This is a genomic window from Peptoniphilus phoceensis (assembly GCF_001517665.2).
Classification (GTDB): Bacteria; Bacillota; Clostridia; order Tissierellales; family Peptoniphilaceae; genus Peptoniphilus_A; species Peptoniphilus_A timonensis.
The window spans coordinates 305,739-329,981 of sequence record NZ_LN999808.1; the positions used below are offsets into that span (position 1 = coordinate 305,739).

Below are 24,243 nucleotides of genomic sequence, written 5' to 3' on the forward strand. Positions count from 1 at the left end.
CCTTACTTTATTTTAACATAAATAGAAAAAAATTAAATATAATTAAACAATGTAAAAATAAAAATATTTCTTTTTGAATAAAAAGATATAAAGTCACTTTAATTTAAAAAAACTTATAGTTCTTTATAGACATGTCAAAATAGTATATAATGAATTCTAAGGAGGCTCTTATGGAAAATTATCCATGTCTTAGTTTTAGAAAGATGAACTTGAGAGATGTTTATACTTTTAAAAATTGGGGACGCCATAAATCACCTCTTTTTTTGGAGTATAATTTTATAGAAGAGTCAGAAGAAGATATAATAGAATGGTTTAAGTGGAAGACAAGAAGGCCTTTTTCAGAATATTTTGTAATAGAAATGGACAAAAAAATCATTGGCTATTTGTCTCTTAAAAATATAAATACTATCCTAAAAAAAGCAGAGCTTGGCGTGGTCCTTGACCCAGACTATATCAATAGGGGAATTGGAAAAAGGATACTTAGGCTCTTTTTGAATTACTTAAAGAAAAGAGGCTTTAAAAAGATAATTTTGTTTGCAGCTGATTACAACAAAAGGGCAATAAAAGTTTATAAAGAACTTGGCTTTAAAGAGAAAAATAAGTTTCTCATGAAGTTTCCCAATGGAAATTATAATGAAAAAATTCCTGATTTTTATGAAAATAAGTCTTCATTTAAAGTTATTTTAAATAGAACTTTTAATTACGCCATAAGGATGGACTTAGACCTTGAAAGAGATTGGTGAAATATGTTTTTACTTGAAAAAAATAAATACGACCTTGGAGAAACTTCCATTGAAAATATTTTTTTAAATGACTTTATGCCTGCTGCTAATGGAGAATTTGTAAAAGTTTATCTCTTGGGCTACAAGTTTGCAAAAGAAAATAGAAGTGATATTAGTGACGAAAATATAGCTGACTATCTAGGTATTCTTGAGTCTGATGTCAGAAGAGCTTGGGATTACTGGAAAAAGATGGGTATAGTTGAAATAGAAGATGGCAAGGTTAAGTTTGTAAATTTGAAGGAACTTTATATTAAAAATGTCTACAATTTAAAGGAAGAGGAAAAGAAAAAAGACAGAGGATATTCTGATATTGTTGCAAATCCAACTTATGCAAATTTACTTACAAGGGCTGAGTTTTTAATGAGAGAACCCATAGCTCCAATGAAAAAAATAGACATAATAAATTGGATTACAGCATACAATATGCCAGCAGACTTAATAGAAGAGGCCTTTTTCTACACAACAGAAATCAAGGGAATTTATAATATTTCTTATGTGGAAAAAGTTGTGAGAAACTGGTCAAGAGATAATATAAGGACCATGGAAGATGTTGAAAGGTCATATATTGAACATGATGTAAAATATTATAGATATAAAAAAATCATGAGGTATATTGGAGTCGACAAGAAGTTTAGTCAAGTTGACTTTAACATTATAAATTCTTGGTTTGATGAATTTAATTTTTCCAAGGATTTAGTCCTTGAAGCTTGTAAGAGGACTTCCAAAATTTCTAAACCAAATGTAAATTATGTTGATGCCATCCTAATGAAATGGAAGGATTTGAATATTACTTCTGTGGAAGAAATTGAGGAGAAGGATCAAAAGAAAAAGAAGAGAAAGCCAACAGCTTTTCACAATTTCAAGCAAATCACAGATAATTATTCAGAAGATGACCTCTTTGATGTTGCTATGAGAAAACAAAGAGAGGGCTTTAAAAAGCTAGGTGTTGATTATGGAACTGACAGCCAAGATAAGTAATTATTATGAGAATTTGAGGAGAAAGAATTCTGAAACCCATGAAAAAAGGTTGGAAGAAGTCTATAAAAAGATTCCTGAAATAAGGCAAATTGATGCTTTAATAAGAGATATTGCCCTAAGAGAATCGATTAATCAAATAAAAAACCCAAATTCAGATAAATCACTTGAAGCTTCAGAAAAAATTTATAATTTAAAGATAAATAAGATGGATTATTTAGAGAAAAGCGGATATCCTAGAGACTATCTTGAAGAAATTTACACTTGTAAGGACTGTCATGACACAGGTATAAATCAAGATGATGAAAAATGCCACTGTTTAAAGAAATTAATTGTCTCAGAATTATATGACATGTCTTCAATTTCTTATATGCTTGATAGGGAAAATTTTGACAAGTTTGATTTAAATATTTTTTCAGAAAAAGTTTATGAAAAATATCAAATGTCCCCTAGAGAGAATATGACAAATATCTTGGCAATTTCTAAAAAATATATTAGAGATTTTCATGAAAAAAATGATTTAAATCTTTTGCTTTGGGGTCCCACAGGTCAGGGCAAGACTTTTTTATTAAATTGTATTGCAGCTGAACTTATAAAAAGTGATGTAATAGTGATCTATCAGACAGCTTACGAAATTTTAAAGACAATAGAAGACAGAAAATTTAAAAACATAGATGATGACAAGTACAATCTTTATTTTGAGGCAGATCTTTTAATAGTTGATGACCTTGGAATTGAATTTGTAAATTCTTTTACAACTTCAGAGATTTTTAATATTATAAATACAAGACTTTTGCGTGGTAAAAAAACTTTGATTTCCACAAATTTATCGCCAAAAGAATTGTCGGAAACTTACACTGACAGAGTTTTTTCACGAGTTTTCCAAAAATTCGTTCCAATTAAATTTTTTGGACCAGATTTAAGATGGCAATAGCTATAGACAGATTGAAGGGAGAAAAAATGAAATTATCAAATAGAATTCAAAAAGTAGAATATTCAGCAGTTAGGAAGCTTACACCATATGCAGATAAGGCAAAAGCTGAAGGCAAAAAGCTTTATGCTCTAAATATTGGGGCACCAGATATTGATGTGCCAGATGTTTATTATGACACTTTTAAAAATTTAGAAAAGGGACCACTTCCTTATGCTCACGCTCAAGGTCTAGTAGAACTCAGGGAAGCTACTGCAAATTATTATAAAAATAGAAATATAAAATTTGATGCTAAGGATATTTACATCACAAATGGTGCCAGCGAGGCTTTATTATTTACCTTCCAATCAATTTGCGATGCAGGTGACGAAGTTTTGACAACAGATCCTTTTTATACAAACTACATGACAGTCTTTGAACAATTAGAAGTTGAACTTCAAGCTTTTAAGACTGATCCTAAAAAGGGTTTTGCCCTTCCAGAAGTTGAAGAAATTGAAAAAAATATCACTGACAAAACTGTTGCTATTCTTCTTTCAAATCCAACGAATCCAACTGGAGCTCTTTATTCTGAAGAAGAAATTTTAAGAATAGTAGATGTAGCAAAAAGACACGACTTATTTATTGTTGCAGATGAAGTTTATAGAGAATTTGTCTATGACGGAAATACTTATAAATCCTTTGGAGAAGTGGAAGGAATAGAAGAAAATTTAATTTTAATTGACTCCATATCAAAGAGATTTGGTGCTTGTGGGGCAAGAATTGGATCAATTGCATCAAAAAATGAAGAATTTAAAGATGCAATAAATAAACTTTGCAACTGTAGACTTGCAGCTCCAACTCTTGAACAAATGGCTGCAGCAAAATTATATGGTATTGATAAATCTTACTTTGAAGAAGTAAATAAAGAATATCAAAAAAGACGTGATGTCATCTATGAAGAATTAATTAGCATTCCTGGAGTAACAGTGGAAAAACCAAAGGGAGCATTTTATGTAATGCCTAAACTTCCAGTTGACGATACAGAAAAGTTTGCAGTTTGGCTAATAGAAAACTTTGATATTGATGGAGAAAGCCTAATGTTTGCTCCAGCTGCAGGATTTTTCAAAAATAAGGAAGATGGAAAGCAAATGGTAAGACTTGCCTTTGTCCTAAATGTTGATGATCTTAGAAAGAGCATGAGAATTTTAAGAGAAGGTATAGAAGCCTATGTGAGGGAAAATGAAGAAAGATAAGATTTTAAAGATTTTAGAAAAAACAATAATTTTTCTGGTAACTCTTATAATGATATCTGTCCTTGCAAATCAATATATAAGGACAAGTGAGGGAGCAATAAATCAAAGTCTTAGGACTCTTCAAATTGTCCTAGCACTTGTTATAATTGTCTTAACTCTAATTATGGCAATTATCAGCAAGAATAAAAGACTTTTCTTTAGTCTAATTGCTTTTTATGCACTAACAGGAGTTTTATTTTATATTTTTAAATCTGCTAATAAGATTTAAAACATATAGAGATGATTTTACACTTTAATACAATAGATGTGGTATAATCACATTATAGCTAGGGACTGTCTTTTGGCAGTTCCTTTTTTAAAAATAGATTTTAAAATTAGAAAGAGGAGAATTTATGAATCTATTACTTATAACAGTAATTCTTTTGCTGGCAATGATTGCTACAAAAATATCTAACAAGTCCGGTCTTCCTGCCCTACTTTTGTTCTTGGCGTTGGGTGTTGTTTTTTCTGCCTTGGGATATGATTTTAATAATTTTAAAATTGCAGAAAATATTGCCACAATAGCACTTATGATAATAATTTTTTACGGTGGATTTGGAACTAACTGGAATATGGGTCGTGAGAGGGCAAAGGAATCCATAATTCTTGCAAGCCTTGGAGTTTTTGCAACGGCAATTATAACAGGACTATTTTGTCATTATATTTTGAAATTTGATTTTTTAGAATCCATGCTCCTTGGATCAGTTGTAGCATCAACTGATTACGCTTCTGTATCAAATATACTTGTATCAAAAAACTTAAACTTAAAATACAAGACGGCATCTCTACTTGAAATAGAAAGTGGATCCAATGACCCCACAGCTTATACAATGGCCTATGTAATTTTTTCAATTTTGTCAGGCTATAGTGTGTCAATACCTATCATTATCTTGCAGCAAGTTTTAATGGGCTTAGCTGGCGGATTTTTGCTGGGATATATTTTTATAAAAATTATAGAAAAATTATCCCTTGACGAAGATGGATTCTTCTCAGTATTTTTGGCAACTATGATGATAGGAACTTATGCAGTTACACAAATCTTTGGAGGAAATGGATTTTTAGCCCTTTATGTCTTGGGAATTTATATAGGAAACCACGAATTCAAGAAAAAAAGAGATGTAGTTTTCTTTTATGATGGCTTGTCGTCCATTTTTCAAATTGCCATGTTTTTCTTATTAGGACTTTTATCAGATATTCACCTGATAATTAAGGCCCTGCCAATAGGTTTTCTAATAGCAATTTTTATGCTCTTTGTAGCAAGACCACTAGCAGTTTTTGGACTAATGGCGCCCTTTAAAATGAAGAAAAACCAGCTAGCTATAATTTCTTTTGCAGGACTAAGAGGGGCAGCTGCTATTGCCTTTGCGATTATGGTTATAAATAGCGGAATAAAATTATCCATAGATATTTTCCACATAGTTTTTGTAATTTGTATCTTTTCACTTTTAATCCAGGGAACAGCCCTTCCCTTTATTACAAAAAAAGTTGACATGTACGATCCAGATGACACAATTTTAAGGACCTTTAATTATTACTCAGATAAAACAGATATAGGCTTTATAAGAACTCGTGTTACGAAATTATCTCCTTGGGTAAATAAACAAATATCAGATATTGAACTTGCCTTTAATCTAATTATTGCAAAAATAGAAAGAGATAACACCAGTATTGTCCCAAGAGGTAACACATATTTAAGAGATGGAGACATTTTAGTTTTGGGAGGAGAAACTTATTTCGATTACACAGGAGAAGATTTACTTGAGATAAAAATTTCTGAGAGTCACAAGTGGGCAGGCAAAAGAGTAAAAGATCTTCACATGGGAAAAGATGAACTTATAATTATGGTTCAAAGACCCAATGGAGATATAATTGTTCCAAGAGGAGAAACCCTATTAAATTCAGGAGATAGGGCGATTATATCTAGGGAAATAAAAAAAATTAAGGATCCAGACTGATTTTAGAATGGAGGAAATTATGTCAGAAGAAAAAGAATTAAGAGAAGCGAAAGAAGCCCTAATAGATCTTGAAAATGAAATTGATAAGACTATAAGATTGACAGAATCTGCATCTAGATGGGGAATAGCAGACATCTTTGCTGACTCTGGAATAATTGGTCTTATAAAAAGAGGGAAAATAAAAGACATAAACAGAAGTCTAGAAATTATAAGGGAAAAATTAGAAAGAGCAAAAAAAGAATTATATGACATAAGAATTAATTTAGACGAAGAAATTCCTGATTCAACTTATGATTTTTTTGTAGATATAATTTTTGATAATATTTTTACAGACCTTCGTGTAAATAGAGAAATCAAGGAAATTAGAGAAAATTTATTTGATTTAAGAGATAGGGTCCATGAAATTTTAGAAAAAATAAATTAAAAAATCCTTGACTAAAAAAATAATGGTATTAGTGTAATAAAAAATTTAAACCATTTGAAGAGAAGAGTAATCCAACTTGGAATTTTACAGAGAAGAAAAATTGAAATAAGAAAATTTTTATTAAATAAAGAAGAAAAAGTTTTTAAAAGTAATATTTAAAATTCATCCCCTAAAAATCCTATGACATTTCATCCAAATTTATGGAAAAGATCATAGGATTTAGGGGTTTTTTATTGAGAAAACTTTATAAAGATAAAAATATTTTTTATAAAAATACCAAATAAAATTCTGAAAAATTGTACTTTTAAGACATTGTTAAAATTATGGAATTTTTTATAAATATAATAATTTCTCACATAAAACCAATATAGATTTGTATTTAATGGGATATAAAACTTTATTTATAAAGCGATTTAAAGCGTTAATCCAAAAAAGCAAGCAAGAAAAATGTTTTTATAAATTCTTATTTTCACTAGACGACTTATTTTTTTAAGGTTATAATTAACTAAATCATGCAATTATTTTTATGAGAGGAGAGTTTAAATGCAAGATTCACAAAAGAAAATTAAGTGGAATGCGCTGGCTTTTATGGCATTTTCCACTTTATGGGGTTTTGGAAATGTTGTTAACGGTTTCGTATTCTTTAACGGAATTCAAGTAATATTTTCATGGATCCTAATGTTCGCACTTTATTTTATTCCAAACGCTCTAATGGTTGGGGAACTTGGTTCAGCCTTCAAGGATGAGGGTGGTGGAGTTACATCATGGATAAGATCAACTTCTAGCGATAAGCTAGCTTATTACGCAGGTTGGACTTATTGGGCATGTCACATTACCTACATCGCTTCTAAGGGTTCTGGTGGACTAAAGGCAATGAGCTGGATGTTCTTCCAAAACGCAGAAGTTTATGACTCACTACCAACTGTTTATGTACAAATCGCAACTCTAGCAGTATTTTTAATTTTCTGCTGGGTAGCAAGTAGGGGACTTAACCCACTTAAAAACCTTGCAACTATTGCAGGTTCAAGTATGTTTGTTATGGGTATTCTTTATATTTTAATGATGCTTGCTGCACCAAAGATCAATCCAAATGGTGGTTACCAAGCTATGGACTGGTCTCTTAATAATTTAATCCCAACATTTGATATGAAGTATTTCACTTCTTTATCAATTCTTGTATTTGCCGTTGGTGGTATTGAAAAGATGAGTCCTTATGTAAACAACCTGGAAGGTAACCCTTCAAAGCAATTCCCTAAAGCAATGATTTTTGCTGCTGTAATGGTAATTATTTCAGCTATTTTTGGTACTATTGCTATGGGAATGATGTTTGATCCTGCTATTATTAATTCAGATCCAGCAACTTTTGACTCTTATGCAGCTAATGGTGCTTATTGGGCATTCCAAAAAGTTGGGGAATATTATGGACTTGGAAATGCACTTATGATTGTTTACGCTTTATGTAACACTATTGGTCAATTCTCTACACTTGTTGTAAGTATTGATGCACCATTAAGAATGCTACTTGATGATGATAAGACAAATAAATACATTCCAAGAAAGCTTCTAAAGAAAAATAAATATGGAGCTTACATCAATGGTATTAAACTTATAATTGTTCTTGCTGGTTCAATTATCCTTGCACAAATTCTTGTGCCAGGTGCTGCAACAGTATTAAGACAACTTACAAAACTTAACTCAATTACAATGCCACTTCGTTATTTATGGGTATTCTTGGCATATATTTTCTTGAGAAAGAACAGAGGCGATGTAGAAAGAGACTTCTACTTTACTCGTAAACAAGGCCTTGCTTTATTCTTTGGCTTCTGGTGCTTCATAGTTACAGCAGCTTGTTGTATACTTGGTATGATTTCAGATGACCCAATGCAAATGGCACTTAACGTAATTACACCACTTGTACTTGTTGCACTTGGAGTAATTTTACCAATGATTAGAGCAAAGGAAGATAAAAAACTTAGCTAAATTCTAAAAGGAGGAAGTATGAATTATTTAGAAACTTCAAAAGAATTGTTAGAATTTATTAGAAAGAGCGCAAGTATGTTCCACACAGTTGACACTGTGAAATCATACCTTGACGCAGAAAATTTTACAGAATTAAAAGAAGGCGAAAGCTGGAATATTGAAAAGGGCAAAAATTATTACACAACAAGAAATGACTCAAGTATAATTGCCTTTAAAGTGGGTAGTGACTTATCAGACTACCACTACCAACTTGTGGCTTCTCACTCTGATTCACCAACTTTTAAAGTAAAAAGTGTGCCAGAGCTTGAAGGACCAAAGGACTATGTAAAACTAAATGTGGAAGTGTATGGAGGACCAATTGATTCAGTTTGGTTTGACAAGCCACTTACACTTGCAGGAAGAGTCTTAGTAGAAGAAGATGGAGCTATAGTTTCAAAGCTACTAAATATCGATAAAGATCTTTTAATTATTCCAAATGTTGCTATCCACATGAATAGGGATGTAAATAAGGGCTACAACTACAATAGACAAGTTGACCTACTTCCACTATTTACAACAGGAGCAATGAAAGTTGGAGATTACAACAAGATGATAGCAGAAGAACTTGGAGTTAATGAAGATCAAATTATCTCTAAAGATTTATTCCTTGTAAATAGACAAGAAGGGAAAATTTGGGGTTATAAAGATGAATTTGTATCATCACCAAAACTTGATGACCTTGAATGTGCCTTCACTTCACTTAAAGCCTTTATAGAAGGATCAAATGATTTGGCAGTAAATGTTTACTGCTGCTTCGACAACGAAGAAGTTGGATCCAACACAAAACAAGGCGCTATGTCTACTCTTTTACAAGACACATTAAAAAGACTAAATGCATCCCTTGGCTTTGAAGAAGAAGAGTATCACAAGGCAGTTGCAAAATCTTTCCTTGTAAGTGCTGACAATGCTCATGCAGTTCATCCTAACCACAAGGAATTAACTGACGATGAAAACAGAACTTTCATGAATGAAGGTATTGTAATAAAAGAAGCTGCAAATCAAAAATACACATCAGACGCTTTTTCACAAGCAGTATTTAAGAAGATTTGTGCTCTTGCTGATGTGCCAGTTCAACACTTTGCCAACAGAAGTAATATGCAAGGTGGATCAACACTTGGAAACTTATCAAATACACAAGTTTCACTACACGCAGTTGATATAGGACTACCACAACTTGCAATGCACTCCAACTATGAAACAGCTGGAGCAAAGGATCCAGCCTATATGGTTAAGGCACTTACAAAATATTACAACTCAAATATAAAAATAGAAGGAGCATCAAAAATCTCCATCGAATAAGATTTAAATTCATAATTTAAATAAATACTTTTTTGGGCAGACTTAGGTCTGCTCTTTTTTTGTTGAAATAAAATTTTACATAGCTTTTACTTTTTATAATCTCAATATAAATATTATTTTTTTATAATTACCCATGGAAAAATGAGGAGGTTAAAAAAGTGAAAAATAATTTGAGAAGAAGTTTTTTGTCACTATTTTTATTTGTTGCATTGTTTGTATCATTTATTCCAAGTGGAATATTTGCACAATCAAAAGTAGTTGCAGAGTGGGATTTTAATAAAGAAAATTCTACTGGTTCTATTAGTGATGGAACTTTAAAGATTAAAGATGTCAGTGGCAATAATAATGACTTGTTAATGCAAACTTACTCAAAGAGTCATTTGACAGAAGATAAGTCTAGTGAAAATTGGGAAGATTTTTTAAAGTTTTCTGATGAATCCGTTAATGGAAAGGGATCAATTGAATTTGCTGGACTTGCAAAAGATAAGGGAGCTGATTTTATTACTAATAATGATGCAGCAATAAATAAGGAAACTTTTGAAGAAGGTTATACTATTGAGATTTTATATTATTTGCCTAAGGATTGGACTAGTAAAGATGAATGGATGGGGATTATGGCAAGACAAATTGACAAGACAGAAGATGTTAAAACAATGGATGAACCACAATTAGGTTCAACATCAATAGCAGTTTCAAATTGTAAAGAAGTGCAGTACTTAACAGTAAATAAGAACGACTCACACATGATGGATTCATCTGTGTGGTCTGTTGCCATGGATAAGGGTGGACAATGGTATCACATTGCCATAACTTGTGATGACAAGGGAAATATTAAATCATATCTAAATGGAGCTGAATCTTTTAGAAATTACAATTCTAAGGACGGTGGAGAAATGAAGGGAATTTTTGCTGATCCTAAGGACGGAAGATTTAGAATTGGTTCTTCTTGGTGGAAAGAAGGAAGTCAAAGTTTGGATAAATTTTTAAATGGAAATATAGAAACTATAAGAATTTCAAGAGGAGAACTTGATAAAAGTGAATGGATAGTAAAAAATCCTGAAGTTCTTGCTGGAGATTTTGGATCAAATAGAGAATTTTCTTTAGAAAATAAAAATAATTACAATTTTGTATTTTTGCCAGACACTCAAAACACAGTAAAATTTAGAAAAGATGTAATGAATACAGCGATTGAAGGACTTATAAATGATGCGAATAAGGGAAATATAAAAGCTGTTGCTCATCTAGGAGACATAGTCGAAGATTTTGATTCAGAAGAACAATTTAAAGATTCTAGAAATATTTTTTATAAACTTGCAGATTCTAATTTAAAAACTCTGATTATCCCTGGAAATCACGACTACTTACCAGAAGCTGGCTATAAATATGGCGACAAAGATTTTTATTTAAATCCCAATAATAAACCACAAGATTTATTTTATACCAATTATTTTGGAAAAAATTCAGAATTTTTACAAAAAGCAACTTATTTAGTAAATGATTCTCCTTCTGGAAGATCTTCTTACATGAAGGTAAGAGCAGGTTCCTATGAATATCTTATGATAGGACTTTCCTGGTATGACCTGGGACGAGATAAAGAGTGGTTTGAAAATATTTTAAAGAATAATAGAGAAAACCCAACAATTATTGTCAGTCATAACATAGTTGATTGCTCCTACACAGAACCATCTTCAGTACAATTATCAAAAGTTGGCGATGAAATTTGGAATATTATAAAGAAGTATGATCAAGTTTTTATGACAGTATCTGGACACTATCACGGGGCAGGAAACAAGATCTATCAAAATGACAATAATAAAATGGTCCTAACTGTTTTAGCTGACTATCAATTTTCCTATAATGGAGGAAATGGATTCTTTAAATACGCAGAGTTTGACGAAGATAACAACAAAATTTTCTTAAAAACTTATTCTCCTTATGCAGCAAGTCTTGATGAAAGTGAAAAAACTTTCTTTGATGTAAATTATATGTCTGGCAAGGGAAATGATGATTTAATTGACTTTAACTTTAGGGACAGATTTAATTTTGCAAAAATATATCCTAGAGAAGATAAGCTAGACGATAAAAAGGAAAACAAAAGTGAAATTCCTTGGACAGAAATAGATGATAATGCTAAATATAAGGATAATGAAAATAAAATTGATAGCATCTTTATAAGACATCATCATGAAAAAACTTATCCAGTAGATGTGACCTATTCTCTATCTTCAAAGAATAAAAATAATATCTTAGATAAAAATTATGAAACAAAAAATATAGAAGAAAGAGATTACAAAAATCACTGGGCTAGTGAATTTATAGAAAAAGTTTTAGATAAAAAGCTAATGGATTTAGATGCTGGAAAGTTTTATCCAGATAGAAATGCAACTAGGTTAGAACTTGTAAAAGCACTTGCAAAGATGCAAGATGTCAATCCATCAAATTACAATGAAAACATCTATAAAGATTTAGATAATAACAAAGACAAGGGATATGTAGTCTGGGCTAGCAAAATTGGAATTATCTATGGATATGATGATGGTGAATTTAAAGCTAATAGAGAAATTTCAAGAGAAGAAGTAGCAGCTATTTTAAATAGATATGTTGAAAAATTAGGCATTAATAGGAAAGAATTTAAGGATATTAAATTTAAAGACGAAGATGAAATATCAAATTGGGCAAAAACAGAGGTCAAAAAAGCTGTTTCCAGAGGACTTTTCCAAGGAAGAGATGATGGAAGATTTGACCCTAAAGAAAATATTAGAAGAGGTGAAATCTCAAGGGTAATTGTAAATTTACTCTAATAATTTAAATAAATACTTTTTTAGGGCAGACTTAGGTCTGCTCTTTTTTATGCTTTAGAAATATAAAAAGTTTTTAAGTTTGCTAAAATATATTTTAGATTGATTTTATGGATAAGTTTATTGGGATTTCTGCTAGAGGAAAAAATTATTTAAAAACATAATGAAATTTATTCTAAATTTAAAGCTAATTATTACAAATTTTTCTATTTATGATATAATTACTTTATTATGAATTGGAGGATTAGTTGATTTTATGATTTTCTTGCCTGTGTTTTCAAAAGTTTTTATACATAGAGATTACGGACTTAGAAACGCAATATTTGCGACTAATTTTTCACATACAGATATTGATAGCTCATCTTTTTGATGAGCTTTTTTAATTGGAGGAAGAATGGAAGATTTTTATTATTGGAAGAATGAGGTGGAAGACTAATGTGTGGAGTTATAGGGATTTACTCACAAAATGATGTGAGCAAAAAATTATTTTACGGACTTAATTCTCTTCAACACAGGGGACAAGAAGCATCAGGTATTTGTGTCTTTAATGGAGAAAATATGGTTTTAGATAAGGGTATGGGACTTGTCTATGATAATTTTGATGATGAAAGTTTCTTAAAGTTAAAGGGGAATATTGGAATTGGTCATGTCAGATATGCAACAGCTGGTGGATCTTATGAATATAATTCACAACCACTTCTTGCTTTTTCTAAGAACAAGGAATTTGCCCTTGCTCACAATGGAAATCTTGTAAATCATGAATCAATTAGGTCTGAACTAGAAGATGAAGGTATGCTTTTTCAAACTGCAATTGATACAGAAGTAATTCTTTCTCTCGTTGCCAAGTATTACCAAGGTGACATTATTGAAGCTGTTAAAAAAACTATGGCAAGGATAAAGGGAGCTTACAGTGTTGTAATGCTTTTTGAAGATAAGTTAGTTGCTTTTCGTGACCCCAATGGTTTTAGACCACTTTTAATTGGCAGAGCAAAAAATGGAGAAGTCATAATTGCATCAGAAAATGCTCCTCTTGAAATAATTGGAACTGATGCTATAAGAAATGTTGAACCTTCAGAAATTGTTGTTGTCGACAAGAAGGGCATCCATTCTGATTTTTTTGAAAAGGCTGAAAGAAAACACTGCATCTTTGAATATGTTTATTTTGCAAGAACTGATGCAAATTTAGATGGAGTTAACTCATATAATTTTAGAAGAAGATGCGGAGAAATTTTATCTAAGGAAGCACCTGTTGATGCTGATCTTGTTATTGCTGTTCCAGATTCAGGAACACCTGGTGCAATGGGTTATGCTCAAGAATCTGGAATTCCTTTTGCAGAAGGTCTTGTAAAAAATAGGTATATGGGAAGAACTTTTATAAAGCCAACAGCTGAAGAAAGAGAGCTTTCTGTAAAATTAAAGTTAAATCCTCTTGAAACAGTTTTAAAGGACAAGAGAATAATCCTTGTAGATGATTCTGTTGTAAGAGGAACAACTTCCAAGAATTTGATAAAGAGAATGAAAAAAGCTGGTGCCAAGGAAGTCCACATGAGAGTTGTTTCTCCTCCAGTAAAATATCCTTGTTATTATGGAATAAATACGCCATCAAGACAAAAACTCATTGCTGCAAACTATTCTGTTGAAGAAATGAGAGAAAAAATAGGTGCAGATTCCCTTGCCTTTATATCTATGGAGGGAATGTTAGATGCAACTTTGATGAAAGAAAATAATTTCTGCGAAGCTTGCTTTAATGGCAATTATGCAGTTGAGCCAAAGGAGTTAATTGAAGATGAAAAATAATGTTAAAAGAATTTATATCTGCAAGAAAAATGAATTTGACCACCAATCAAAGGCCCTAAGAGAAGAAATTAAAAATTCTCTTGGCATCGAGCCTACTTATATTAAAACTTACAGGAGATACGATATAGATGTATCAGATGAAACTCTTGAAAAAACTATGGCAAGTGTTTTTTATGAAGCTCCAGTAGAAGAAGTTTATTATGAAGATTATAAAAAATTAGAAGATTCTTTTGAAAATCCAATAGGAATTCAATATCAAGCAGGTCAATTTGACAATAGAGAAGATGGACTTGTTCAAACTCTTGCACTTTTTACTGATGAAAAAATCAGGGCAAAGGTGACAGAAGTTTATGATATTGGTGGAGTTAATGAAAAAGAACTTGAAAAGATAAAAGCCTTTTTGATTAATCCAGTTGATTCTCAAGAAGTTGATGTTTACAAGGAAACTGAACTTCGTGAAGATGCAAAGAAAAACCACGAAAATCTAGTTTATGATGGTTTTAATGAACTTGATAAAGAAGGTCTTGTGAAATTTGTGGAAGAAAAATCTCTTGCCATGAGTCCTGAAGATTTGGAAGTTTTGCAAGATTATTTTAAATCTGAAAATAGAGATCCAAATGAAACTGAAGTTGCAATAATAGACACTTATTGGTCTGACCACTGTAGACACACAACCTTTAACACAGAACTTGATGTTGATTTTAATGTAGTGACAGAACTTGATAGGGAAATTAAAAAAGCTTTTGATGACTACCTAAAGATGAGAGAAGACTTAGATGTCAAAAAGCCAATTACTCTTATGGGACTTGGAACAATTTTATCCAAGGAACTTAGGAAAAATGGCAAACTTGATGATTTAGAAGTTTCATCAGAAATAAATGCTTGCTCTGTAAAAATAAAGGCTAAAGTAGAAGTAGATGGAAAAGAAGAAGAACGTGACTATCTACTTATGTTTAAAAACGAAACTCACAATCACCCAACAGAAATTGAACCTGTTGGAGGAGCTTCAACTTGTCTTGGCGGTGCCATAAGAGATCCACTTTCTGGAAGATCCTATGTTTATCAAGCTATGAGAGTAACAGGAGCAGGAGATCCATTCACTCCAATAGAAAAAACTCTTGAAGGTAAACTTCCACAAAAGAAAATTGTCACAGAAGCAGCTCTTGGATATTCATCTTATGGAAACCAAGTTGGAGTTGCAACTGGTCTTGTTGATGAATTGTATCACCCAGGCTATGTGGCAAAGAGAATGGAAACTGGCGCAGTTATAGCAGCATGTCCTCTTGAAAATGTAAAGAGAATCGAACCAAGTGAAGGAGATATTGTAATCCTACTTGGTGGAAGAACTGGTAGAGATGGAATTGGTGGAGCAACTGGATCATCAAAATCTCACAATGTTTCCTCTATTGAAACAGAATCTGCCCAAGTTCAAAAGGGTAATGCACCAGAAGAAAGAAAAATCCAAAGATTATTTAGAAATCCAAAGGCAGCAAAATTAATCAAAAAATGTAACGACTTTGGTGCAGGTGGAGTTTCTGTTGCCATAAGCGAACTTGCAGACTCTATTGAAATAAAATTAGATAAAGTTCCATTAAAATACATGGGATTAAAACCAAGAGAAATTGCAATTTCAGAATCTCAAGAGAGAATGGCAGTTGTTGTAGCTAAAGATGATGTAGATAAATTCATGGAACTTGCTGACAAGGAAAACTTAGAAGCAACAGTTGTTGCAAGAGTTACTGGCGATAATAGACTTAAAATGTACTATGAAGATGATCTTATCTGCGACATGAGCTATGATTTTGTAAATCAAACAGGTGCCAAGAGATTTGAAGAAGTTGAAGTTGTTTCAGAAGACCTTCCAGAATTTTTGGAAAATAAAGATGGACTAGAAGATCTTGAAAAATATTTATCAGATTTAAATATAACATCTAAGAAAAATATGATTGAACTCTTTGACTCATCAGTTGGAGCTGCAACTGTTTTACAACCACTTGGTGGAAAAAAACAAAACACACCAGCACAAGTTATGGCAGCCCTAATCCCAACAGATGATGGAGAGTCCAAAACTGCATCAGTCATGTCCTATGGATTTAACCCTGAGCTATCTTTTGAATCACAATATCTTGGAGGTTACTATGCAGTAATAGAATCTATAGCAAAACTTGTAGCTGCAGGTGCTCCCCTATCTGGCATAAGACTTTCCTTCCAAGAATTTTATGAAAAAATGGACAACAAAAAATCTTGGTCAAAACCACTTAAATCACTACTTGGAGCATTAAAAGCATCAAGATTTTTCGAAGCACCTCCAATTGGAGGCAAGGACTCAATGAGTGGAAGTTTTGAAGATATAAATGTTCCTCCAACACTAATTTCCTTTGCAGTAAATACTGTTGATGCAAAAAATATCATAAGTCCAGAATTTAAGGGAAAAGGAAAAATTGGTATCATAAAGACAAATAGAGATTCTATTGGAGCGCTTGACCTTGATATGGCAAAAGCAAACTTCCAAAAACTTCAAGAAGAAATTGAAAAAGGAAATATAATTTCTGCAGCAGCAATTAACCACAAGGGAAGCCTTCCACAAATTTTTGAAATGGCAATAGATAATACTGGATTTGACATAAAATTAGAAGATTTATATTCACCACTTTACGGATCTTTTATAGTAGAATACCTTGAAGATAGGGACTTTATAGAAAAACTTGGTGAATTTAAAGAAGAAGAAATGCTTGTAAATGGAGAAAAATTAGACCTAGAAAAACTTTCAAAAGCATATCTAAACACAATGGATAAAATCTTTAAGCCAATTGATTCAAATAAACTTGAAAAATTTGAACAAAAGAAAGCTCCAAAGAGAAGGATGAAATCCAAAAAGCCAGTTGACGAAGTTAAAGTCATTATACCAGCTTTCCCTGGCACAAATTCAGAATATGACACAGCAAGAGCTTTTGAAAGAGCTGGAGCAAAAGCTGAAGTTCTTGTATTTAGAAATAAAGACGAAAAGAGCCTTCAAGAATCAATTGAAGAATTTGCAGAAAAAATTTCAAATTCACAAATACTTGCAATCCCAGGCGGATTTTCACTTGGAGATGAACCAGGTGGATCAGGTAAGTTTATTGCAAATGTAATTAGATCTGAAAAAGTAAAAGATGCAATAGAAAAATTATTAGAAGACAATGACGGACTAATCCTTGGAATTTGTAACGGCTTCCAAGCTCTAGTTAAAACAGGACTACTTCCTTATGGAAAAATTAAGGACCTTGAAGAAGATGACCCAACTCTAACATATAACACTTGTTCAAGACACATAGCTAGAGTAGTTGACACAGTTGTTATGTCAAATAATTCACCATGGCTTGCAAAACTTCAAGAAGGAAGAACTTACAAAGTTCCAATTTCTCACGGAGAAGGAAGATTTATAGCAAGTGAAGAAAAGATTAAAGACATTTTAGAAAAAGAACAAGTTGCAATGTCCTATGCCGATGCACCAAATGGATCACTTCTAAATGTAGAAGCCTTGATGTCAGAAGATGGAAAAATCCTAGGAAAGATGGGCCACAGCGAAAGATTTGTTGAAAATACTTTTAAAAACATATTTGACATGGAACTTGAAGATATATTCACTGCAGGTGTAGAATTCTTTAAAGAAGACTGATAAAATTAAAATTTTAGGAGGAGCTTAGGGCTTCTCCTATTTTTATTTTAAAGACTAGTAAGATTTGTGTTAAAGAGGACTCTTGGGGTAAGAAACAATAAAGGAGGATTTTTATGAATAAAATTTATGATTACTTAAAAAAAGTTGGAGTTTTTTATCTTGCAACAATAGATAATGATCAAGCTAGAGTTAGACCCTTTGGTGCACTAGCTAAATTTGAAGATAAATTATATCTTGTTACTTCTAAAGAAAAAGAAGTTTATAAACAAATAAAGAAAAATCCTAAGGTAGAAATATCAGCCTTTGATGGGAAAACTTGGATAAGGCTTAGTGCTGTTCTTGAGGAAGATGACAGGAAAGAAGTAAGAGAAGAAATGATTAATCAAAATAAAAAAGCTCTTGAAAATATGTACTATGCAGACGATGGCAAAATGACTGTCCTATATCTTAAAGAAGGAAAAGCAGTATTTTCAACCTTTGCTGGCGATAGAGAAGTAGTGGAAATCTAAAATTTTAAAGCTGATTTTTCTATATGAACTTTGATTTTTTCTTTTTATAAGTCTATTTTTGTATTATAATTAAAGTCGCAGAAGATTTATCTTATTATTAAAAGGAGGACATTATGGATCCTGTTAAGAGAATTACTGAGATGGAAAAGATTTTAAATGATCACAACGATTTAATTGAAAATCTAAGGGGCGCAATTGAAAAGTTTGAGGCTCATCAAGAGGAATATAGAAAACTTAGCGATTATTATAGTTCTGAAGTTTATTTTGAAGACTTGGAAAGATATGACAGGGGAGAACTTCCAGAAGATCTTCCATGTGGAGTTCTTTCTGAAGATGCAGTTTTTGACCTTTTTGGTGAAAATTTCAATGTTGCAATAGAAATGCTTGAACTTGCCACTGAAGTTTTAAAATATCGTTAATTAAAATCCTGAAGTTGTAATAGGCTTCAGGATTTTTTTAATAATTATAGAAAGAAAAACTCAATATAATATTTTCTCCTATTAAGTTATTTTTATAATGAGAAGATATGAAAGGAGCTTAATATGGCATCAAAAAATAAAATTATAGTTGAGGGAATTAATTTTTTGTACGATGATTTAGAAATCAATCAGGATGTAATGGATAAGATAGATGATTTTATTTATTCTCTAAAGGGCAGTCCAGAAGAAGACTACGACACTTTCTATATGTATATGGATGGGGGCAATTTAGTTATTTATTGATATTTTAGAAAAGAAAACCGCAGTCGTGTCTGTTCACAACTGCGGATTTTTTTACTTAAAGTTTTTGCTTAAAAGTTCTCTTATTGCACTGTTAATAAAACTTAGGACTATAGATGCCCAAAAAGCTGTTCCAAAACTTCCTATGGATGCGGTTGAAACTAAGTTAAAGGCAATTTCCAAGACTACTGCGTTTACAACTAGGGAAAATAAACCCAAAGTCACAACTGTTATTGGAAATGACAAAACCTTTAGGATTGGTTTTATTGTCAAGTTTACCAGTGAAAAGATTATTGCCATAGCCACAAAGGCACTTGTTTTTTGAAAATATATATTGCTAAACATTAAATCTAGTAAATAAAATGATAAAAAGTTTGCAACTAAAGCACCAAATATTTTTTTCATGTCTTCCTCCTTTATGTATCGTCTATTTCTATTATACCCCAAAGAAAATTTTTTATAAAAGCTTTTCTATTTTAATATTGGCATAAATTAAAGTATAATTTTAATTATTTAACAAGTTAGAATAGTTAGTGGGAATTGTTTATTGAGATAATTATTTGTGTTATACTTGTTTTAAAGATTAAGGAGATGATATTGTGAGAAAATACAACTATGGCTCAATTATTTTAATACTTATTGTAAGTTCAATACTTGTTGGGTTCGTGCAAAATATTTTTGATGGCAATTTATCAGTTCTTGGAGGGATTGTCACTTTTATAACTGATTACATAATTTGCAGGGGACTTCTTTATAATAGAGAAGGCAGCTTTTCTGAATATTTTAGGGGAATAAAAACTATGACAGGCAAGGTCTTTTTGATGAATTTTTTAGTGGGAGCAATAACTGTTGCCCTACTTACTTTGGCAATGCTTTTGTCTGGTGCAGGATTTTTACTTACTAATAACTACGAAGTAAGTAACCCAAAGGTATTTACAAGTTTAGTAATTTTATCTTCTTTAGTGACAGTTTTTCTATCCCTTATTTTTGCCTATTTAAATTTTTACATGGCAGATGAGAGATACAGGGACCTTTCCTTTTTTGACAGTCTAAAACTCATAGTAAAGGCAGGAACAAAATTATTTCAAGAGACTTTTATGGCTGCTTTAGATGTCTTTAAGATAAGTCTAATATGTGGTGTAGTTACTTTCATTTCGCTAATTTTTATTCTACAAGGAATGGAGGCTCTTACTATCTTAGCAATATTTTTTGGAGTAATATCAGCTATTGGATTTTTCTTGTGTCAACCAACTTATAGTGCGAGAATTTCTGATATTTATGTAGAAAGATCTGAAGAAATTTATAGAGAAGTAATAGAAGAAGAAAATTAAAAATCAAAAAAAATGCCACTTTTTACAGTGGCTTTTTCGTTTTTAAAATATATTTTGTGTTAAAATAAAAACAGACATAGATAGGAGGTCACAATGAGAAAATTTAATTACGGTTCAGTTATCCTTTTAATGATTTTAAGTGGAATTATAGCTGGGGTTTTTGAAAATATTTATGATGGAAATCTTACTGTAATTGGAACGATATTTGCTTGGATTATTAATTACATAATTTGTAGAGGTCTTTTATATAATAGAGAAGGTAGCTTTAGCGAGTATTTTAGAGGAATAAAGACAATGACGGGAAAAGTCTTCTTGATGAATATTTTAGTTAGTCTTATAAGTGCAGCTGCGCTTATTTTTTCAGCTTTAACTTCATTAACTGGAGCTGATCTTGCTGCAGCTGGAATGAGAGGAATTGTATTCATTTCAATTTTATATATTTTGGTTACAGTATTTCTTTCACTTATTTTTGCTTATTCAAATTTTGTTATGGCAGATATGAGATATAGAGATTTGCCATTTTTTAAGTGTTTAAAACTTATAATTAAATTAGGATTTAAACTATTTTCTGAAACTTTTATAATGGGTTTAAAGGTTTTTAAGGTTACAATTATTTCTTTAATTGTGGCAATTATTATAATAATACCTGCAAAAAGTATGTCAGGGATTTTAACAATATCTTTTATTGCCTTGGTAGTTGCAGCAATTGCAGCTGTTATTATGGGGCCAAACTATATTGCAAGGCTCTCTGATATATACTTGGACAATATCGAAGGTATTTATGATGACATGAAAGAAGATACAGAAGTTATATAAGGCTTATAAAAAATCCACTACTTAATGTAGTGGATTTTTTTATGTAGAAAGTTAGATTATTTAGAAAAAAAAGCTCTAATTAATTTATAAATCACAAGAAGTATTAAAAGAATAAAAATACTTAAAAAAGGATCCTTTGTCCAAGTTACAAGTATGACACCAAGCCCTGTACAAACTAAGTCTTCTATAATATCTTTGTATTTCATTTTTCCTCCTTTTTGGAATTAATATTAAAGAGTTTCTCTATAAAATATAAATATATTTTAATTACTTAATTTAATTATAGCCTATTTCCACAAAAAATAAACAGATTTACTAATAATAAAAATTATTAAATATTTGTAAAAATTTCCAAGATTTTTTTATTTTTAAAAATTAAGTGTTATCATAAAAGGACTGGAGGAAATATGTTAATAAATATTTTTAATGGCATGGTTATGGCTTTTGTTGCTTTCTTCCTCTGCACACCAATTTTCCTTGCAAGCCTATCTGACGTTTATATGGACAGGGCAGAGGAAATTTATAGAGAAGTAATTGGATGTGAAGATTAAAAAAAAGAAGTCACTTCAATGTGGCTTCTTTTTTCATTTCATTAGTAGTGGCTTATGTCCTCAACTGTTTCCAAAGTACCCAGATAATCACCAGCTTCATCATAAACTGCAAGGTACTTAACTAAGATTTTCTTTCCCTTAATGTCTTTACATATAACTAAACGATCTCTCTTCTTGCTCTTAAAATCATCAAGCAAGGACTTCACCATTGGAACAACTTTTGGAGGATGACAAGAAGCTACATCTCTATTTAAACAAGACTTAGGTCTAGGAAAAATTTTGTCCTTTCCTTCAGAATAATATCTAACAAAGTCATCCTTATCTATGAAGGTTAGCTCGACATCAATGGTCCTAAAAATTTGAAGGGCTTCCTTTATCTTTAAACTTCCAGTTTCGAATTCAAGACTTCCATAAGAATTTTCTTCCTTTGGTAGGATTTCTTTGGGTTTGTAGTCCTTCCAAAGGGGGACATCATCCACTAGGTCTAGTCCATATTCTCCGAAGTCGCCATAGATTTTATTCCACTCTTCTTCTGTGAAGTTTTCTTTTAAAAGTGGGAAGAGGATATTCTCTTCCTTATATATCATTTCATAGATCCTATCTAAAACCTTATTTAAGTTTTCCTCATTATAAGAATTTGTTTTTACAATATGTGACAGGTCACTTCTTATTTCATCATCGACAGCCCACATAACATCACTGGGACCAATAATATCGTATTTAGTTTTCAAAAGAGGATAAATAAGTCCAGCCTTTTTGCCGTAATGAGAATTTATTTTTAAAAGCTCTCTTATCTTAGCTAACTTGTCTTTGCTATTTTTGACTTCGTCAGCTAAAAATTTAATTTTTTTATTTTCTGCACTTAGGATATTTAGAGGATGACCTGGAATTTTTTCCAAATCCTTTTGACTCTCATCTACAATATTACTTTCGTGGAAAAGTGCAGAATGGATGTCGCAAAGTTTTTGGACTTTTTCTAGGGGAAGGCCACTCATAATTAGTTCTTGTTCAGCATCAACTATTTCCTTTGAGGAGACATCCTTAAAGTTTTTTACAAAATCACTTCTAACAGCTTCCAAGTCTTCGCCCTTAGAAAGTCTTTCGATATAGGATTTTAAGAGACTAAGTCTATCATTATCTTCTTTGGAATCATCACTAACATTTTCAACATCAACTAGATTAAAGCCTTCTTCTCTCAACTTCTCTTTAATTAAATCCAAGTCTATATTTTTTATTTTGGCTCCTTTTTTTATTGAAACCATTTTTCCAACAGTAGGAAGGGCTAGGGGATTAGTAATTTCAATAAAACCTAAATCCTTTAAAATGTTTTTTAAATTTGGAAATTTTTCAATGAGATTTGCTACAGGTTCGTCTACGTTTATGTTCTTCATACTTCCTCCTAAAACTTTGTTAGGCATATTATACCCATTATTAGAAAAGATTTATTAAATTTAATCAAATAAATAATAAAATATATCCATAAGTGTTATCATAGATAAATGGAGGAAATATGTTAATAAATATTTTTAATGGAATGGTCATGGCTCTTGCCGATTCTGTACCTGGTGTAAGCGGCGGTACTATTGCCTTTATTTTGGGATTTTATGATAAATTCATAGATAATTTGCACGAATTTTTTGAAGGGAAAATGGGAAAAAGATGGGACTCTTTCAAGTACCTATTTAACTTGGGACTTGGTTGGATTTTTGGACTACTTTTAAGTATTTTTTTCTTGTCAGAATTATTCCAAAGGGAAATTTATTTTATGTCATCAGTTTTTCTCGGACTAACTCTCATGTCCCTTCCCTTTTTAATTCAAAGTGAGAAGAAAATTTTAAGAGAAAACAAAAAAGATTTTTATTTTATTTTTATTGGAATAATTATTGTAGTTTTTTTGGTTTATTTTAAGGAAAAATCTAGACTTATTGGAGATTTTGATCTTATAAATCCAAATATGTTTGACTACATTTACTTATTTTTTGCGGGAGCCTTTGCTATTTCTGCCATGGTTTTGCCAGGGATTTCTGGTTCATCAATTCTTTTGATAGCAGGAGTTTATATTCCAATAGTTGAAGCTTTTGGAGAGGTAATGAGATTTAATTTTGAAAAAATCTTGCCAATAATTGTAATGAGCCTTGGCATTATCTTTGGAATATTTATGTCCATAAGAATTATAAGAGAGAAGATGAGAAAGAACAGGGACAAGATGATTTATCTCATTCTCGGTATGATTGTGGGTTCCCTTTTTGCAATTATAATGGGTCCGACAACTGTGGGTAAAAATTTGCCCTTAAACTTTGATAATTTTAGCCTTTCTGGATTTATTATTGGGATATTTATTTTGTTTGTCCTAGAAGTAATTAGAATTATAAGGATAAAAAAAGAAAAGAAGACTTGGGAAAATTAAT

22 protein-coding genes are annotated in these 24,243 nt (G+C 31.3%); 19 read left to right on the forward strand and 3 right to left on the reverse strand.

The genetic code is table 11. The annotated features are described in order from the left end of the window. The first annotated feature begins 170 nt into the window (after positions 1 to 170). From BN3657_RS03500 to BN3657_RS03570, 15 genes are all read left to right on the forward strand, one after another. Positions 171 to 743, forward strand: a complete 573-nt coding sequence (locus BN3657_RS03500) for a GNAT family N-acetyltransferase (protein ID WP_082676817.1) — start codon at positions 171 to 173, stop codon at positions 741 to 743. A gap of 3 nt (positions 744 to 746) precedes the next feature. Further along, positions 747 to 1,760 (forward strand): DnaD domain protein, encoded by a 1,014-nt coding sequence (locus tag BN3657_RS03505; protein ID WP_062551792.1) that lies wholly within the window; start codon positions 747 to 749, stop codon positions 1,758 to 1,760. Next, on the forward strand, positions 1,735 to 2,691 hold the full coding sequence (locus tag BN3657_RS03510) for an ATP-binding protein (protein WP_062551793.1): 957 nt from the start codon (positions 1,735 to 1,737) through the stop codon (positions 2,689 to 2,691). Before BN3657_RS03505 ends, BN3657_RS03510 begins: the two co-directional genes overlap by 26 nt. A gap of 26 nt (positions 2,692 to 2,717) precedes the next feature. Then, positions 2,718 to 3,920, forward strand: a complete 1,203-nt coding sequence (locus BN3657_RS03515) for a pyridoxal phosphate-dependent aminotransferase (RefSeq protein ID WP_062551794.1) — start codon at positions 2,718 to 2,720, stop codon at positions 3,918 to 3,920. After that, a complete protein-coding gene (locus BN3657_RS03520) occupies positions 3,907 to 4,188 on the forward strand; it encodes a hypothetical protein (protein WP_019139026.1) in 282 nt (93 codons plus the stop codon). The genes BN3657_RS03515 and BN3657_RS03520 overlap by 14 nt, the downstream gene beginning before the upstream one ends. Positions 4,189 to 4,312: 124 nt before the next feature. Further along, positions 4,313 to 5,914 carry a potassium/proton antiporter gene (locus BN3657_RS03525; RefSeq protein WP_062551795.1) on the forward strand — a complete coding sequence of 534 codons (1,602 nt, stop codon included), beginning with the start codon at positions 4,313 to 4,315 and terminating at the stop codon, positions 5,912 to 5,914. Positions 5,915 to 5,933: 19 nt separating this feature from the next. Next, positions 5,934 to 6,338 carry a hypothetical protein gene (locus tag BN3657_RS03530; protein ID WP_062551796.1) on the forward strand — a complete coding sequence of 135 codons (405 nt, stop codon included), beginning with the start codon at positions 5,934 to 5,936 and terminating at the stop codon, positions 6,336 to 6,338. A gap of 543 nt (positions 6,339 to 6,881) precedes the next feature. Beyond that, entirely contained in the window at positions 6,882 to 8,318 is a 1,437-nt protein-coding gene (locus BN3657_RS03535; protein WP_062551797.1) for an APC family permease, read from the forward strand. A gap of 18 nt (positions 8,319 to 8,336) precedes the next feature. Next, positions 8,337 to 9,656: a M18 family aminopeptidase gene (locus BN3657_RS03540; RefSeq protein WP_062551798.1), complete on the forward strand. Its 1,320-nt coding sequence runs from the start codon at positions 8,337 to 8,339 to the stop codon at positions 9,654 to 9,656. A gap of 158 nt (positions 9,657 to 9,814) precedes the next feature. Then, positions 9,815 to 12,457 (forward strand): S-layer homology domain-containing protein, encoded by a 2,643-nt coding sequence (locus tag BN3657_RS03545; RefSeq protein ID WP_062551799.1) that lies wholly within the window; start codon positions 9,815 to 9,817, stop codon positions 12,455 to 12,457. Positions 12,458 to 12,889: 432 nt separating this feature from the next. Continuing rightward, positions 12,890 to 14,251, forward strand: a complete 1,362-nt coding sequence (purF, locus tag BN3657_RS03550) for an amidophosphoribosyltransferase (RefSeq protein WP_062551800.1) — start codon at positions 12,890 to 12,892, stop codon at positions 14,249 to 14,251. Further along, on the forward strand, positions 14,241 to 17,909 hold the full coding sequence (locus BN3657_RS03555; protein ID WP_062551801.1) for a phosphoribosylformylglycinamidine synthase: 3,669 nt from the start codon (positions 14,241 to 14,243) through the stop codon (positions 17,907 to 17,909). The genes purF and BN3657_RS03555 overlap by 11 nt, the downstream gene beginning before the upstream one ends. A gap of 113 nt (positions 17,910 to 18,022) precedes the next feature. Continuing rightward, positions 18,023 to 18,418 (forward strand): pyridoxamine 5'-phosphate oxidase family protein, encoded by a 396-nt coding sequence (locus tag BN3657_RS03560; RefSeq protein WP_062551802.1) that lies wholly within the window; start codon positions 18,023 to 18,025, stop codon positions 18,416 to 18,418. A gap of 113 nt (positions 18,419 to 18,531) precedes the next feature. Further along, positions 18,532 to 18,837, forward strand: a complete 306-nt coding sequence (locus BN3657_RS03565; RefSeq protein ID WP_019139010.1) for a DUF4298 domain-containing protein — start codon at positions 18,532 to 18,534, stop codon at positions 18,835 to 18,837. 123 nt (positions 18,838 to 18,960) lie between these two features. Next, positions 18,961 to 19,140 (forward strand): hypothetical protein, encoded by a 180-nt coding sequence (locus BN3657_RS03570; RefSeq protein WP_062551803.1) that lies wholly within the window; start codon positions 18,961 to 18,963, stop codon positions 19,138 to 19,140. A gap of 51 nt (positions 19,141 to 19,191) precedes the next feature. On the opposite strand, the gene BN3657_RS03575 is transcribed toward BN3657_RS03570, so the two are convergent. Next, positions 19,192 to 19,542, reverse strand: coding sequence for a phage holin family protein (locus BN3657_RS03575; protein WP_019139008.1), 351 nt, complete (start codon positions 19,540 to 19,542; stop codon positions 19,192 to 19,194). A 194-nt stretch (positions 19,543 to 19,736) separates the two neighbouring features. Here BN3657_RS03575 and BN3657_RS03580 point away from each other — a divergent pair, with 194 nt between their 5' ends. Both BN3657_RS03580 and BN3657_RS03585 read left to right on the forward strand, forming a co-directional pair. Further along, on the forward strand, positions 19,737 to 20,468 hold the full coding sequence (locus tag BN3657_RS03580) for a hypothetical protein (RefSeq protein WP_062551804.1): 732 nt from the start codon (positions 19,737 to 19,739) through the stop codon (positions 20,466 to 20,468). A 93-nt stretch (positions 20,469 to 20,561) separates the two neighbouring features. After that, the gene (locus BN3657_RS03585) at positions 20,562 to 21,284 is read left to right on the forward strand and encodes a hypothetical protein (protein ID WP_062551805.1); all 723 of its coding nucleotides are present in this window, start codon (positions 20,562 to 20,564) and stop codon (positions 21,282 to 21,284) included. A 56-nt stretch (positions 21,285 to 21,340) separates the two neighbouring features. Here BN3657_RS03585 and BN3657_RS08485 read toward each other — a convergent pair whose 3' ends face one another. After that, a complete protein-coding gene (locus BN3657_RS08485) occupies positions 21,341 to 21,490 on the reverse strand; it encodes a hypothetical protein (protein WP_154664284.1) in 150 nt (49 codons plus the stop codon). A 201-nt stretch (positions 21,491 to 21,691) separates the two neighbouring features. Here BN3657_RS08485 and BN3657_RS08490 point away from each other — a divergent pair, with 201 nt between their 5' ends. Then, on the forward strand, positions 21,692 to 21,835 hold the full coding sequence (locus BN3657_RS08490; RefSeq protein WP_154664285.1) for a hypothetical protein: 144 nt from the start codon (positions 21,692 to 21,694) through the stop codon (positions 21,833 to 21,835). Between the two features lie 41 nt (positions 21,836 to 21,876). On the opposite strand, the gene BN3657_RS03590 is transcribed toward BN3657_RS08490, so the two are convergent. Beyond that, positions 21,877 to 23,226 (reverse strand): DUF438 domain-containing protein, encoded by a 1,350-nt coding sequence (locus BN3657_RS03590; RefSeq protein WP_062551806.1) that lies wholly within the window; start codon positions 23,224 to 23,226, stop codon positions 21,877 to 21,879. A 119-nt stretch (positions 23,227 to 23,345) separates the two neighbouring features. On the opposite strand from BN3657_RS03590, the gene BN3657_RS03595 reads away from it, so the two are divergent. Continuing rightward, positions 23,346 to 24,242 (forward strand): DUF368 domain-containing protein, encoded by an 897-nt coding sequence (locus BN3657_RS03595; protein WP_062551807.1) that lies wholly within the window; start codon positions 23,346 to 23,348, stop codon positions 24,240 to 24,242. The last annotated feature ends 1 nt before the right edge of the window (position 24,243 follow it).